The organism is Arthrobacter sp. BF1 (assembly GCF_056680215.1).
Window position 1 is genome coordinate 185,392 of record NZ_CM155271.1, and the last position, 14,624, is coordinate 200,015.

The window sequence follows — 14,624 nt, forward strand, 5'->3', positions numbered from 1 at the left end:
AAAACTTACTGGGGGAATCTAGATGTGGAGCAGGCTCGGCGCGGCGCCCAGCAGCTTCTTGGTGTAGTCATTGGTGGGGCTGTCGAAAACCTGTGCAGCGGTGCCCTGTTCGACGATTTTGCCGAAGTACATCACGCAGATGCGGTCGGAGACGTAGCGGACGGTCTGGATGTCGTGCGAGATGAACACCATGCCGAGGTTCAGCTGGGTCTTCAGGTCGGACAGCAGGTTCAGCACCTGGGCGCGGACGGAAACGTCCAGGGCCGACGTCGGCTCGTCCGCCACGATGATGTCCGGGTCCAGCGCCAGGGCGCGGGCGATCGCCACACGCTGGCGCTGGCCGCCGGAAACCTGCGACGGCGTGACCTCGGCCGCGGACTGCGGCAGGCCCACCAGGGCCAGCAGTTCCTTGACCTTGGCCGCGCGCGTTGCTGCGGTGCCGATGCCGTGGATCTGCAGCGGGTCCGTGAGGATGTCCTGGACCGTCATGCGCGGGTTCAGGGCTGTGGCCGGGTCCTGGAAGACCACGGACACGGAGCGGCCGAATTCCTTGCGCATCGCGGCGTTCCGCTTGATGGCGGGCTTGCCGTGGAACAGGACCTCGCCCGACGTCGGCGTCTGCAGTCCCACAAGCACTGACGCGAGCGTGGACTTGCCGCAGCCGGACTCACCCACGATGCCCACGGTTTCGCCTCGGCTGATGGTGAAGTCGACGCCGTCGACCGCTTTGACGATGTTCGGCCGGAACAGCCCGCCGCCACGTGCATGGTGGTAGACCTTCACGTCCTTGAGCTCGATGACCGGCTTGCCGGTGGATTCAGTCACTTTGCGTCCTCCTTGAGGTGGCTCGCCCAGAAGTGGTCTGCAGCCTCGCCTCCGGCGGAGGAAACCGAGGTCAGGACCAGCTGCTGGTTGGGGTCGGCGTCGGACCGCAGCGAACGTGCGGCGAAGCGGTCACCCGGGGCGAAGTCGCGCGGGGACGGGACGGTGCCGGGGATCTGGTGCAGGCGGACGGCGTCGGCCTCGATGGAGAGGACAGCGCCGAGCAGGCCGCGGGTATATTCGTGCTTGGGGTTCTGCAGCAGCTCCGAAGCCTGCGCGGATTCCACCACCTGGCCGGCGTACATGACCGTGATGCGGTGGGCCAGGGACGCCACCAGGGCGAGATCGTGGCTGACGAACACCATGGCGAAGCCGAGCTGCTCGCGCAGTTCGTTGAGCAGATCCACCACCTGCTTCTGGACAGTGACGTCCAGGGCGGTGGTGGGCTCATCGGCCACCACGATCTTTGGCGAACGGGACAGGGCCATGGCGATCAGCACACGCTGGCGCTGCCCGCCGGAGAGCTCGTGCGGGTAGCTGGCGAGCGTCCGGACGGGATCGAGCTTGACCAGTTCCAGCAGCTCCGCGGGGGTCTTGCGGCCGCCGCGCCTGGTCAGCTGCGTCATCTGGTCCTTGATCTTCATGGACGGGTTCAGGGAGCTCAGGGCGTCCTGGTAGACCATGGCGATCTGCTCGCCGCGCAGGCCTTCGTAAGCCTTGACGCTGCTGTGCTTGGTGGCCGGATCCAGCAGTTCCTTGCCGTCGAACTTGATGGACCCGGTGACCACGGCGGTCTTGGGGAGCAGGCCCATGACCGCGAGGGACGTGATGGACTTGCCGCAGCCGGATTCGCCCACCAGGCCCATGGTTTCGCCTTCGCGGACAGTGAAGGAGACGTTGTCCACAATCGCGGTGTCGCCGAAGCGGCCGGGGAAGCGGATGGACAGGTTCCTGACCTCAAGGACGTTGCGGGCATCCGCCGGGACCTGGGGGAGGCGGTCCGTGCGCCGGGCCTCGATGGCAGCGAGCAGTTCCAGTTCCCTGTCCAGCAGCAGGTGCGGGTTGGCTGCGGCCAGCTTCGCATCGGAGAGGATGGCAGCCTCGTTGTAGTGCTCCTCGGTGAGGACATCACCATAGGCGGCGCGGACGCCGTCGAGCTCGTGCGCCTCCACCACTGATGGCTGCGCCACGGAGGTGGCCACTTCAGTATCGACGGCGGGGGCACCCACCGCAGCGCCGGCAACAACAGCCGACGCGCCGTCGTCGTCCTTAACAACAACTGCCTTGCGTAGCTTCGGGTTCACCATGGCGTCGGTGAGGCCCTCGGCCAGGATGTTCAGGGATAGCACGGTGAGCAGGATGGTCAGGCCGGCGAAGGTGGTGGCCCACCAGCCGCCGGACAGGACCAGGTTGCGGCCGTAGGAGATCACGTTGCCCCACGAGGGTGCGGGGTCCTGGACGCCGGCGCCGAGGAAGGACAGCGAGGCTTCGAGGATGATGGCGTCGGCCACCATCACCGTGGCGAACACCAGCACGGGGGCGGCGGTGTTGCGGACGATGTGCTTGAGCAGGATGTAGAAGCGGCCGGCACCGATCACGCGCTCGGCACGGACGTAGTCTTCGCCGTACTGGGAGAGTACGTTGGCGCGGACCACGCGGGCCAGTTGCGGGGTGTAGATGATGGCGATCGCGATGATGATGGTGGGGACCGTGTTGCCGAACGCGGCCAGCAGCACTGCGGCCAGGGCGATGCCCGGGAACGCCATCAGGATGTCCATGAGGCGCATGATCAGTTCGTTCACGGCCTTGCTGGATGTCGCCGCGAAGGAACCCAGGAGGGACCCCACCAGGATCGCCAGGGCAACGGCGCCGAGGCCGATCATCAGCGAGGACTGCGCGCCGAAGAGGATGCGGGAGAAGATGTCGCGGCCCAGGCGGTCGGTGCCGAAGAAGTGCTCGGCGCCGGGCGGGGTGGCCGGAATGAAGGTCTCCAGCGGATCGTGCGGGGCAATGACCGGCGCGAAGACGGCGGCGAGCACAATCATGATGAGGAAGAGGAGGGCGATGCGGGAGCCCCACGGGAGGGCCTTGAAACGGATGCCCGGGGCACTCAGCCGTTCAGCTAGCTTGCTGCGCATGAGCTATACCGTCCTGATTCGGGGGTTGATGAGCAAGTACAGGAGGTCCACCACAATGTTCACCAGAACGAAGGTGACGGAGATGGTGAGCACCACGCCCTGGACCAGGTTGACGTCCAGGTTGGTGATGCCGTTGAGGATCAGCTGGCCCATGCCGGGCAGGGCGAAGATCATTTCAATCACGACGGCGCCGCCGAGCAGGTAGCCCACCCGCAGTCCCAGCACGGTCACCGGGGTCACCAGGGCGTTGCGCAGGACGTTCTTGGACACCACCTCGCGGTAGGGGACACCGTTGCCGATGGCGGTGCGGACGTAGTCGCGGTCCAGTTCCTCCACCATGGAGGTACGGACCACGCGGATCAGCGAGGCGGACACGGGGATGCCGAGCGCGAGGGCGGGGAGGGCCATGGAGTTCAGCCAGCCGCCAAAGCCGGATTCCGGCGTCGCGATGCCGCCCGAGGGGAACAGCGGGGTGGCGCCGAGGGCGAACCACTGGATCAGCAGGATGCCCAGCCAGAACGACGGCGTGGCGATCGCGGCGATCGAGAAGACGCGGACCAGCTGGTCCTGCCACTTGTCGCGGTAGAGGGCGCCCAGGATGCCGAACGCCAGGGACACCACGATGGCGATGAGGACGCCCAGGAAGGTCAGCTGCAGCGTCAGGGGGAACGCGGAACCGATCATGGAGGCCACCGACTTGGCCGGCGGGGTGGTGACGCCGAGGTCGAACCGCAGCAGCTTGCCGAGGAAGCTGAAGTACTGCAGGACCAGCGGATCGTTCAGGCCGTTTTCCTGGCGGTACTGCTCCTTCGCCTCTTCGGACGCACCGTCGCCGAGGGCGGAGCTGGCCTGGTCACCGGGAGCGGCCTGCAGGACAAGGAAGACGAGCAGGGTGATGCCCAGGATCATCAATGGCAGTGCTGCGAGTCTGCGGCCGAGCAGACGCAATATCGTGACCAATTTATTCTCCGGTTTGTTTGGGGTGCTGCAGTTCAAAATGGTGCGAGGCCCGCTCTGCGTGCTCCAGGGGATGAGGGGCGCAGAGCGGGCCTCGCAACGCACGCCCTTGTTAGGAAGTGCGTCCGACGTCGATGAACGACATGCCGGTGGTGGGCAGCGGCTTGAAGCCGTTGAGCTTCTTGTCGTCCCAGGCGGAGGGCAGCTGGCGGTGGAAGATCGGGTAGAGGGGGAGTTCCTCGGAGACGAGGTCCACAATTTCGCCGGTGATCTTCTTGGCGTCTGCTGCGGCTGCCTGCGAACCCTTGTTCATGAGTTCCTGCACCTTGGCGCGTTCCGGCGCGGTCCAGTAGGCACGCTTTTCCATCCAGGTGGCGCCCGAGTAGAACCAGCTCAGGAGCAGGTCCGCGTCGTTGCCGAAGACTGACGGGTCGCCGGGGGCGGCAACCACGGAGTAGTCGCCGGCGCCCACACGGTCCGTGTACAGGGCGCCGGACTGGATGCTCTTGACGGAGACCTTCACGCCCGGGATCTTGTTCCAGGACTCGAGGATCAGCGGTGCAACGTCCTTGACCCAGGCCGTGTCCGTGGTGAGCAGCTCGAACTCGAGGCTGGTGACGCCGGCTTCCTTGAGCAGGTCTTCAGCCTTCTTGGCGTCGTAGCCGTAGACATTCTTGGCCTTGACGTAGTCCGGGTGGCCTTCCTGGAAGTAGGAGGTGGCGGCCTTGGCGTTGCCAAACAGGGCCTTCTTGATGATGGCGTCCTTGTCCAGGCCGAAGTGCAGGGCCTGGCGGACCAGCTTGTTGTTGAACGGGGCCTTGTTGCAGTTGAACATCAGGAACATCAGTCCGAAGGACTGCACTGATTCAACCTTGACCTTGGACTTGAGTCCGTCGATGTCCAGGTAGGGGACGTCCTCGATGGCCTGGACGCGGCCGGACTGGACGGCAGTGACGCGGGCTGCGGCGTCCGAGAGCAGGAGCCAGGTCATGCCCTTGGCCAGTGCCGGCTTGGGGCCGTTGTAGTCGGCGAAGGCCTCGAAGACGATCTTGTCGTCCTTGACGGCGGAGATCAGCTTGTAGGGGCCGGTGCCGACCGGTGCGGCGTCGAACGCCTTGAGGTCCGTGGCCAAGGCCTTGGGGACGACCTTGACCACGGAGATGCGGGGGCCGAAGCCGGGGAACGCGTACTTCAGGGTGAACTCGACCGTCCTGGCATCGACGGGCTTCACGTCCTGGATGAACGGAATGAACTGCGAGAACAAGGACTTGTTGGCCGGGTCCATGACGCGGGTGAAGGAGAAGGCCACGTCCTCGGTGGTGACGGGGGACCCGTTGTGGAACTTGGCGCCGTCGCGGATGGTGACCTGGTAGGTGGTGTCGTTGACCTTCTTGGGGTCCGCTGCGGCGAGGGCGTTGTACGGTTCGCGGGTGGCCGGGTGCAGTTCGATCAGGCCTTCGAAGATGTGCAGGTTGGCGGCCATCGGGGTGGCGCCGGAGGAGCTCAGCGGGTCGAAGCCGGTGGAGAGGGCGTAGGAGATGCCCGCTTCGATGGTGAGGTCCTTGTTCACGGCCCCGGCGCTCGCGGAGCTGCCGGTGGTGGTGGCCGCCGGGCTACCGCAGGCGGCGACGGAGGCGGTGAATGCTGCGGCAGCGCCCATGGCACCGGTCAGCTTGAGGAAGTTTCGGCGGCTGGCGTCGTTGACCAGCGGCAGATTCTTGGTGATGTTGTTCATAAAAGCCTCGCCATTCCAGAAGGTTTATCGGATGTAGGACGTCCGAGCTCGTAGGATGACTGTAAGTCGGATCACAGCCTCCCGTCAAGCGCCGCTCCCCCCGTTCCCCCGCCGACGCTCTCTCACTTGATGTGGGCTTTTCCCGGACGCTCTCTCACTTAACGCGGGTTGGGGCGCAACGCTCTCTCACTCGGGCGCGCTGACGCCGCCGGTGCGGGTGTCAAAACTGAACGCACGACGGCGGCGCACGGCTGTGGTGCCGCACCCGGCGGTCACTTCGAACGCGACTTCCGCGCAGCCGCTTGCCACGTCCGCCTCGGTGACGGTGTAGGCGGGAGTGAAGTAGAGGACTTCCTCACCGGGGCCGAGGTCGGCGGCCGGGAAGGCCTCCGAGCCCGGCCCGGATAACCGGACGCCGGTCACCGGCAAATCCCCGTCGTTGCGCGCCCGGCCGGTGAAGGCGAGGATATCCCCGGCCTTGTAGCCGGGAACGATGGGGCCGTAATTCAGGTCCTGCGCTTCCCGGGTGCCGATCACCTGCGCAGCGTCAGCCGTGTAGCCCTGGCCGATTTCCTTCCAGGTGTGCACACCCCATTCGCCTGCACCGGCGGGCATCACATGGAACTCTCCGGCATTCTGCCAGACGGGCGGGCGGCCGGGGGTGATGGAGCGGAGCACCATGTCGAACACCAGGCCCGCGGCACCGTCGGGGCCGGGTGCTTCGCCGTAGTCAGAGGGCCCGGCGGTTAGCTGTTCGATGAGCTGCCCCGCGGGCACGGAAGCAAACACGATCTCCCGGTACCCCTGCCGCTCATACAGCACGCCGATGTTGCCGTCGGGAAGCCGGGTGGCCGTGGAGTAGGCGGAGCTGCCGGGACACAGCACCAGCTTGGCCGGCCAGCTGCGTCCATTGTCGGGGGAGAGGCTGAGGACGGTGTTCCGCCGCAAAGCAGTGTCGTGGTTGTTGGTCGCCAGCAGCCACGAGTCGGTGGCGCCCCCGGGGAAGGAAGTCACCGAAGGCAGGCCATCGAAGCGGACCAGCGACCCGTTGTCGCCCGGGTCCGGGAGGTCTTCAACCGGAACCAGCGCGCTCCAGGTGGCGCCGCCGTCGTCTGACGTTGCGGCAAGGCGGCGCGGCGTTCCGCGGCTGTGGAGGAGAAGCCGGCCGGCTGCGAGGGCGGCCACCTTGTTTTCGTTAGGGCTGAAGCCGTGGGTGCCCGCGGCGATCGGTTCCCCGAGCGTCCAGCTCTCGCCGTGGTCATCGCTGAACGCGGACGCGGCCATGATCTCGCCGCCGGCCAGGACAACATACTGCTGCACCAGCCGGCCGCGGAAGGGCCCGGTGTGGATCTGGATGCCCTGGCCGGCGGCGGCGAAAATTCCCGTGATGGCGGGTTCGGCGGTGCGTGTTGGCGAGCGGAGTTTGAGCTCGGCGGTGATCCGGCGGTGCTGCCAGGTCAGTCCGTCGTCGTCGGAAAAACTCAGATCGCAGTGCTGGACCTGGTCACCCGGCGCCATCCCGGCCACCGCTTCGAAGAAGCCTGCGTGCGTTCCGGCGGCGTGGAACATGAATATCCGGCCGGTGTCCGCGTCCACCAGGAGGCTCGGATCGCCGTAGCCGTTGAGCCCGACGCCGGTGCGCACCACCTGCTGGGATCCCCACGTCCGGCCGTTGTCCGTGCTGCGCCGGACCAGGAGGTCAATCGGATTGGGCAGGTCGTCAAGATTGGGCCGCCCGTCGTAAGCCGCCAGCAGGGTCCCCTGCCGCGATACAGCTAGGGCGGGAATCCTGTATTGGCGGTACCCGCCGGCACCCCGGACCGCGAGGACGTGCTCGACGTCGGGCACGGCGGTCGTCATCGGCAAGACGTGGGATGTCATATCTCCATGGTAGGCGATGGGCAATAAACCTGCGTGCCGGGGCCGCTTCTCTGGCAGAGTATGAGCATGCTCACTGTAATTGGCGAGGGCCTTGTTGACGTTGTCCAGCGCGCCTCCGGAACCGAGGCCCACGTGGGCGGCAGCCCCCTGAACGTCGCGGTGGGCCTGGCCCGACTGGACCATCCCGTGCAGTTCATAGGGCGCTACGGCCGCGACGCCTACGGGGACTCCGTTGCCGCCCACCTGCGCGCGAGCTCCGTCATGCTGCCGCAGGGGCCGGATGAGCTGCCTACTAGCGTGGCCACCGCAGTGATTGACGACGACGGCGCCGCTACCTATACCTTCGATCTCGCTTGGGAGCTCCCCGGCCTCGCGGACCGGCTCGCGTTTATGCTGCAGGGCACCACTTTGCTGCACACCGGTTCCATCGCCACGATGCTGGCGCCGGGCGCCGCAGACGTGCTGGCCGCCGTCGAACACGCACACCCCTCCGCCACCATCAGCTTCGATCCCAACTGCCGGCCGAGCATCATCACCGACGTGGACTACGCACGGCGGCAGGCGGAAAAGTTTGCCTCCCTGGCGGATGTTGTGAAGGCTTCCGACGAGGACCTGGCGTGGCTGTATCCGGGCGTCGATGTGCTGGAATCAGCCCGGCGCTGGCTGGCTCCGGGCGGTGAGGAAGGGCCGGCGATGGTGGTGGTCACCCGCGGCGCGGACGGTCCATGGGGGATGACAGCCGCCGGCGAGGTGGAATGTCCGGCACCGGAAGTGGTGGTGGCGGACACCGTGGGCGCTGGGGATTCCTTTATGGCTGCCCTGCTCTCCGGGATTGTGGACCGCGGCCTGGACGGCGCCCAGAACCGGGAGGACCTCCGCGGGCTCTCGGCCGAGGGCCTTGCTGAGCTCCTGGCCCACGCCTCACGCGCGGCCGCCATCACCGTCTCCCGGCCCGGAGCAAACCCGCCCACCCGGGCGGAACTGAACGCGGTCCCGGAGGAGTAGGCCGGGATATGCCGCCAGACAGGTGTTGGCAGTGCATGCAACAACAGGCACTCCCGAGGGCGAGCCGCACTGCGTTCCGCTTTACCGGTATGACCGCCTACGGTCCCAACCAGTGAGGCCGGGACCGTAGCGGCGCCGGTTAGAGGTGGGTCAGTGCGAGGTCGGGTGCGGTTTCCGGGGTGGCCGGGCTGTGTTCGGCGGGTTCGCGGTGGAATTCGCCGTTTTTCATGACTGCGGTGATTTTGGTGATGTCCTGGAGGATGGTGATGTCTTCGAGCGGCTTGCCGTCGACCAGGATCAGGTCGGCGTAGAAGCCGGGCAGGACCTTGCCGAGTTCGTTGGGCTTTTCGAAGAGTTCTCCGCCGAGGGCGGTGGCGGCGATGATGGCTTCCATTTCGGTGTAGCCGAAGAGCTTGACGAAGTGGTCCAGGTCGCGGGCGTAGGTGCCGCGGGGTGTCCAGGCGAAGCCGTAGTCTCCGCCGGGCAGGACGCGGATGCCGCGGCGGCGCATTTCCTGGATGGCTTTGCAGGCGATTTCGAGTTCGCGGGCGTAGCCGGCTTTTTCGGCGGCTTCGTGGGAGTAGCCGAAGGCGGCGGCGTCGTTGAGTGTGGCGACGATCCAGTTGATGGCGGGTGCGACGAAGACGCGGTCCTTGGCGGCTTCGAGCATGTCCATGCCTTCGTCGTCGATGTAGGAGGCGTGGTAGATCATGTCCACGCCTGTTTTCAGGGAGATGATGACGGAGTCGCGGCTGCGGGCGTGGGTGCAGACGCGGACGTGGCGGCGATGGGCCTCGTCCACGGCGACCTGGAGTTCTTCTTCGGTGATGTAGGTGTCGGTCGCTGCTTTGGAGCCGGTGATTTCCTCGCCGGAGATGCTGAGTTTGATCTGGTCCACGCCCAGGCCGATGGTTTCGCGGACCACCTTGCGCATTTCCTCGACGCCGTCCGCGATCTGGGTGATGCCGGGGACGAGGTCGCCGGCGGTGGTGGCGATTTCCTGGCCGTTGGCCAGGTAGCGGGGGCCGGGGATGTCGCCGGCGTTGATGGCGTTGCGGACCACGACGTCGAGGCGCTTCTTGGCACTGGCGGCACCGAAGCACATGGTGTAGCCGTAGTCGATGTAGGTTTTGGCGGACTGAACGGTGTGGAGCAGGTGCTCTTCGACCTGCATGGTTTCCAGGCCGTTGAGGTCGCCGTCGTTCCAGGTGAAGTGGGTGTGTGCGTCGCACAGGCCCGACATCAGGGTCTGTCCGCGGCCGTCGATGACCTTGACGCCCTCGCGGGGCAGGTTTCCGGAACCGGCGCGGACATCGGTGATGCGCTCATCGGCGACCAGCACTTCGCCCAGGAAGGGCTGGGCTCCGGTGCTGTCGAGGATGTTGACGTTGGTGAAGAGGGTTTTCGACATGACTTCGTTGTCCTTATCTTGAGATGGAGAAAGTGGAGCGGTGGTTAAGGGGCTTTGCGGATCTGCATGGTGATGGTCTGCTGGCGGCGGGACTGACAGCCCGGGCTGGCCTTGGTGCATGCACAGGTCTTCTTCGTTACCGGCGTGAGCGTGGCGCCGGTGAGGAAGTCGAGGACGGCGGCGGTGACGAAGTCCGGCGCCTCGGGTACGGTCCAGTGGCCGGTACCGGGCGCGACCAGGAGTTCGGCGGCACCGAGCTCTGTGGCCATGTCCTCGTTGGAGGCCGGTGTGCTGACTTTGTCTTCGCTGCCGGTCAGGAGCAGGACCTTGGCCTGGATGGCGGTCAGGTCCGGGTTGGTGGCGTTTGCGAGGGCTTCGCAGGCCTGGGCGTACGCTTCCGGGTCCTGGCCGAGGAGCAGCTCGCGGACGAAGGGCCGAACGAGCGGGTTCCCGATTGCTGCGTGGTCGGCGGTTGCGCCGTTGGCGACCGTGTCGGCCACGGCGGCCATGCCTTTGTCCCGCACGAGGGCGGCGCGTGCCCGGGTGGCGTCCTTTGCGGCCTGGGCCTGTTCGCGGACCGGGCCGAGCAGGACGACTTCCTGGACCAGGTCCGGGCGGGTCGAAGCCAGCTGCTGGACGATGAGGGTCCCCATCGAGTGGCCCACAAGGTGCGCCCGTCCGGAGGCTGTCTGGGATTCGATGACCAGAGCTAGCTCGGCGGTCAGGGATTCCAGGGTCAGTTCCCCGGCCCGGGGTGAGCGTCCGTGTCCGCTGAAGTCATACCGGGTGACCCGGAACCGCTCGGCCAGCGAGGCGACAAGGGGCTCGAAGAAGCTGGTGGTGCCGCCCAGGCCGTGGACCAGAACGACGTCGGGTCCGGCGCCCGTGGTTTCGACGAAGAGCTGTTTCGTGCCGACTGCTGTCAGGCCGGGGGCGAGGGTGGTGGTGCTCATCGTCCTTCTCCGATCCGGTTGCGCAGGGTACCGAGCTTGCTGATGCTGATTTCGATGACGTCTCCGGTGGTCAGGAACCGCGGCGGGGTGAAGCCGATGCCCACGCCGACGGGGGTGCCGGTGGCAATGATGTCACCGGGTTGGAGCGTGATGCCGGCGCTGATGGTTTCGATGATGGTGGGGATGTCGAAGATCAGGTCGGCGGTGGTGGCCTTTTGCCGGGTTTCGCCGTTGACGGTGCAGAGCAGGTCCAGCGGCCCGTCGCCGACCTCGTCGCGGGTGACAGCCCACGGACCCATGGGTGCGTGGGTGTCCAGGCTCTTGCCGAGGAACCACTGCTTGTGGTCCTTCTGCAGGTCCCGGGCTGTGACGTCGTTGATGATCGTGTAGCCCCAGACGTGGTCCAGTGCATCGGCTTGGCTGATGCCGCGGCCGCCCTTGCCGATGATGACTCCGAGTTCGGCTTCGTAGTCGAGTTCGTTGGTAACGCCGGTGTGCGGGTCGATGTCCGCGCCGGTGCCGATGACAGTGGAGGGTGCCTTCGTGAACACGACCGGGTATTCCGGCTGCGCGGTCGCGCTGGCTGTGGCGTCGTACCCGGAGCTCGCGAATTCCTTGGCGTGCTCGACGTAATTGCGTCCCACACAGAAGATGTTGCGGCGGGGGAGCGGGATCGGGGCGAGCAGTTCAACGTCAGCGATGTTGATGGCCGGACCGGTGGCGGCGGCGAGCTGCGCCGCGGCCCCGTCCCAGTTGTCGATGAGTGAGAGCAGGTCCTGCGCGCCGGGGACGGCGGTCACGGTCGAGGCGTCCTCGTTGAGGACGCCGGTCTGCTGGGCGCCCTGGTGGCGGAAAGTGATGAGCTTCAAAGTGATCTCCTTTGATCGATTATCGATAATTGATAAGAAAGACTATACACGCGAGTGATTCAGATCACAAGCGATTATCGATAATTTTGAAGGGGGCTTCAGGTTGTGCCCGCGTGCGGCGTTATTCCTGGGGGAGGATGGAGTACTCGTGCTGGTGCTTGATGACAAGCTTGGTGCAGAGTTCCGGCGTGCCCGTCTGGAAGGCTTCCAGGATCGGGACATGAGCTTCCGCGGCCGCGTGAAGATCCACGTGGCCGCGGACCACGGTGGCCATGGTCCGGGCCTCAACATGGAGCGAGTCCCAGATTTCTATCAGAAGCCGGTTCCCGGTGGCCACAATGACGGCGCGGTGGAAGGCCGTGCTGTATTTGGCGATGCCGTGGGCATCCTTCGCCAGCGCGGCTTCGCGCATGCCGCTCAGCGCCTGGTCCAGCGGTGAGGAGTCGGCGTGCAAGGCGGGATAGGCGGCGGCGGCCGCGGCTCCCTCCAGGGCGAGGCGGACAAAATAGACTTCAGCCAGATCATCCTGGGAAGCGGACCGGACAAAGGTTCCGCGGCGGGGGATGTTTTCGACCAGCCTGGTGGAGGACAGCTCCCGCAGGGCTTCGCGGACCGGTGCCTGGCTGACGCCGAACTCCTTGGCGAGCTGCAACTCCACGAGGCGCATGCCGGGAGGGTAGGTGCCATCAACGACCCGGTCCACGATGGTCCGTTTGACCTTTTCCGAGAGGCTCTCGTTTTCAAATGCTGCAGGGACCGACATGCCGCCAGTCTTTCACAGCGGTTATGGATACTCGATAATTGCGCGCATCGATGGGTAGGCTGAATCTGCATCCCATACGGACGATGGACAGGAGACTCAGGTGGCCCAGACGACGGCGATGGCCGGGACGACGCTCAACGAGCTGTTGGCCGAGTTGGCAGCGCTCGATGATCCCCGGGCCCGTGAAGTGAATGCCCGGAACGGCGACGATCACGGAGTGAACCTCAGCAAGCTGCGGGCGGTAGCCAAACGGCTGAAGACCCAGCAGGAGCTTGCCCTCGAACTGTGGAAAACCGGAGGCACGGCCGCCCGGCTGTTGGCGCTGCTGATCTGCCGCCCCAAGGCGTTCGGGCGCGCGGAGCTGGACGCCATGCTGCACGAGGCTCGCACGCCCAAAGTCCAAGACTGGCTAGTCAACTATGTGGTGAAAAAGAGCCCGCACGCCGAGGAGCTCCGCGTGGCCTGGTTCTTCGATCCTGATCCGGTGGTGGCGAGTGCCGGCTGGGCCCTGACCACAGAACGCGTGGCGAAGAAGCCGGAGGGCCTGGACCTCCCGTGGCTGCTCGACGTCATCGAGGCTGAGATGCAGGCTGCGCCGGACCGCCTGCAGTGGGCGATGAACCACTGCCTGGCCCAGATCGGCATTGAGCACGCCGAGCACCGTGCCCGCGCCCTGGACATCGGGGAGCGGCTCGGGGTGCTGAAGGACTACCCGACGCCGCCGAACTGCACCTCACCGTTCGCACCCGTCTGGATCACCGAGATGGTGAAGCGGCAGCAGCAGTAACTCAGCGACGCCTGGGTGTCGGACGAGAAACTATTCCTTGCCCAGCCCCGCAGCTGAGGTCTTCTCACCCGACACGCTGTTGAGCGCGGTCAGGTCAAAGATGCCGTTGATGTCCGCCTGCTTGGTGGTTCCCGCAGTCACGCCGTCGGCCAGGAGCTTCTGGTAGGTTCCGGCCAGCGGGTCAACGGTGAACACGATGTTCTTCAGCGATCGGTCAATCACGTCCGCCTTCAGCTCTGCGCCGGCAGCTTCCTTCAGCGCGGCGTTGATGACTGTTGCCTTCTCGCCGGCCGCCGCACCGTTCAGCCACTCGACTGACTTAACGTGGCCCCGCAAGAGGGCCTTCACGGTGTGCGGGTGATCAGCGGCGAACTTCTTGCTCACGATCAGGATGGTGGTGGGGAACTCGCCCGGCTTGCCGGAGAGCGAGCCGTCCCAGAGGTCCTTTTCATCCACCAGAACCTTGGCGCCGGCGGTCAGTACCAAACGGGACGCCCAAGGCTCAGGCAGCCACGCGCCGTCGAGCTTTCCGTCCTGGAACAACTTCAAAGTCTGGGCGTTCTCGGTGGGGTTGATGGCGACGTCGCCGCTGCCGTCAACGTTGGTCTTGTAGCCCTGAGCGGTGAGCCAGGCGCGCAGGGCAACATCCTGCGTGCCGCCGAGCTGCGGGGAAGCCAGGGTTTTGCCCTTGAGGTCGGCTGCGGAGTTGATCTCCGGCTTGACCACCAGTTGGGCGCCGCCGGCGGCAGCACCGGCGATGATGTTGATCGATTCGCCGCCGCTCTTGACGAACGAGTTGATGGCCGGGTTCGGGCCGATGTACGTGGCGTCGATGGCGCCGGCATTCAGCGCTTCGATGGCGGCGGGGCCGGCGTTGAACACCTGGGTGGTCAGCTTCGTGTCACCCAGTTCGCCGGCGATGTAACCCTTGCTGACACCCACCAGGGCAGGGGCATGGGTGACGTTCCCGAAGTAGCCCAGCTTCAGCTCGGCCGCGGGATTGCCCGCAGGAGCTTCCGCTGATGCGGCGGGTGCAGCGGCGTTGTTGCCGGAGAACGCCGAGGCCACGGCCACGCCGCCGCCCACCAGGGCGAGGATACCGGCCGCGACGCCGATCTTCAGCCCAAGCGGCCGCTTGGGAGTGGCTGACTGCCCGGCAACGATGCGGGTGGATCCTTGCTGGTTCTGTGGACTCTTGTCCGAGGGTGCGCTCATGGGGTTTTCCTTTGCTGGCGGGGGTGTTGAGAAGAGATTACGGACGGGCCTGATGCGCCACAACGGTTCCGGACACGGGCGGTCACCG

The 14,624-nt window shown here is 66.0% G+C and carries 12 protein-coding genes; 2 read left to right on the forward strand and 10 right to left on the reverse strand.

The window, feature by feature from the left end:
* Positions 1 to 18: 18 nt before the first annotated feature.
* The 5 genes from AC1MCD_RS00860 to AC1MCD_RS00880 all read right to left on the reverse strand — a co-directional run bounded on the left by AC1MCD_RS00860 (position 19) and on the right by AC1MCD_RS00880 (position 7,533).
* On the reverse strand, positions 19 to 825 hold the full coding sequence (locus AC1MCD_RS00860) for an ATP-binding cassette domain-containing protein (protein WP_498674984.1): 807 nt from the start codon (positions 823 to 825) through the stop codon (positions 19 to 21).
* A complete protein-coding gene (locus AC1MCD_RS00865) occupies positions 822 to 2,960 on the reverse strand; it encodes a dipeptide/oligopeptide/nickel ABC transporter permease/ATP-binding protein (RefSeq protein WP_498674986.1) in 2,139 nt (712 codons plus the stop codon). Before AC1MCD_RS00865 ends, AC1MCD_RS00860 begins: the two co-directional genes overlap by 4 nt.
* A gap of 3 nt (positions 2,961 to 2,963) precedes the next feature.
* Complete coding sequence (locus tag AC1MCD_RS00870) at positions 2,964 to 3,869, reverse strand: ABC transporter permease (protein ID WP_498678455.1); 906 nt, start codon at positions 3,867 to 3,869, stop codon at positions 2,964 to 2,966.
* Positions 3,870 to 4,029: 160 nt separating this feature from the next.
* Positions 4,030 to 5,652 carry an ABC transporter substrate-binding protein gene (locus AC1MCD_RS00875; RefSeq protein WP_498674988.1) on the reverse strand — a complete coding sequence of 541 codons (1,623 nt, stop codon included), beginning with the start codon at positions 5,650 to 5,652 and terminating at the stop codon, positions 4,030 to 4,032.
* Positions 5,653 to 5,838: 186 nt separating this feature from the next.
* Positions 5,839 to 7,533, reverse strand: a complete 1,695-nt coding sequence (locus AC1MCD_RS00880; RefSeq protein WP_498674990.1) for a sialidase family protein — start codon at positions 7,531 to 7,533, stop codon at positions 5,839 to 5,841.
* Between the two features lie 66 nt (positions 7,534 to 7,599).
* Between AC1MCD_RS00880 and AC1MCD_RS00885 the strand changes: the two genes are divergently transcribed.
* Positions 7,600 to 8,538 carry a carbohydrate kinase family protein gene (locus AC1MCD_RS00885; RefSeq protein ID WP_498674992.1) on the forward strand — a complete coding sequence of 313 codons (939 nt, stop codon included), beginning with the start codon at positions 7,600 to 7,602 and terminating at the stop codon, positions 8,536 to 8,538.
* A gap of 139 nt (positions 8,539 to 8,677) precedes the next feature.
* Here AC1MCD_RS00885 and AC1MCD_RS00890 read toward each other — a convergent pair whose 3' ends face one another.
* The 4 genes from AC1MCD_RS00890 to AC1MCD_RS00905 form a co-directional block, all read right to left on the reverse strand.
* Positions 8,678 to 9,949 carry a metal-dependent hydrolase family protein gene (locus tag AC1MCD_RS00890; RefSeq protein ID WP_498674994.1) on the reverse strand — a complete coding sequence of 424 codons (1,272 nt, stop codon included), beginning with the start codon at positions 9,947 to 9,949 and terminating at the stop codon, positions 8,678 to 8,680.
* A gap of 44 nt (positions 9,950 to 9,993) precedes the next feature.
* A complete protein-coding gene (locus tag AC1MCD_RS00895) occupies positions 9,994 to 10,902 on the reverse strand; it encodes an alpha/beta fold hydrolase (protein WP_498674996.1) in 909 nt (302 codons plus the stop codon).
* Positions 10,899 to 11,771: a fumarylacetoacetate hydrolase family protein gene (locus AC1MCD_RS00900; RefSeq protein ID WP_498674997.1), complete on the reverse strand. Its 873-nt coding sequence runs from the start codon at positions 11,769 to 11,771 to the stop codon at positions 10,899 to 10,901. Before AC1MCD_RS00900 ends, AC1MCD_RS00895 begins: the two co-directional genes overlap by 4 nt.
* A gap of 121 nt (positions 11,772 to 11,892) precedes the next feature.
* Positions 11,893 to 12,534 carry a GntR family transcriptional regulator gene (locus tag AC1MCD_RS00905; protein ID WP_498674999.1) on the reverse strand — a complete coding sequence of 214 codons (642 nt, stop codon included), beginning with the start codon at positions 12,532 to 12,534 and terminating at the stop codon, positions 11,893 to 11,895.
* A 118-nt stretch (positions 12,535 to 12,652) separates the two neighbouring features.
* Here AC1MCD_RS00905 and AC1MCD_RS00910 point away from each other — a divergent pair, with 118 nt between their 5' ends.
* Entirely contained in the window at positions 12,653 to 13,321 is a 669-nt protein-coding gene (locus tag AC1MCD_RS00910; RefSeq protein ID WP_498678457.1) for a DNA alkylation repair protein, read from the forward strand.
* 30 nt (positions 13,322 to 13,351) lie between these two features.
* Here AC1MCD_RS00910 and AC1MCD_RS00915 read toward each other — a convergent pair whose 3' ends face one another.
* Entirely contained in the window at positions 13,352 to 14,536 is a 1,185-nt protein-coding gene (locus AC1MCD_RS00915) for an ABC transporter substrate-binding protein (protein WP_498675002.1), read from the reverse strand.
* Between the last annotated feature and the right edge of the window lie 88 nt (positions 14,537 to 14,624).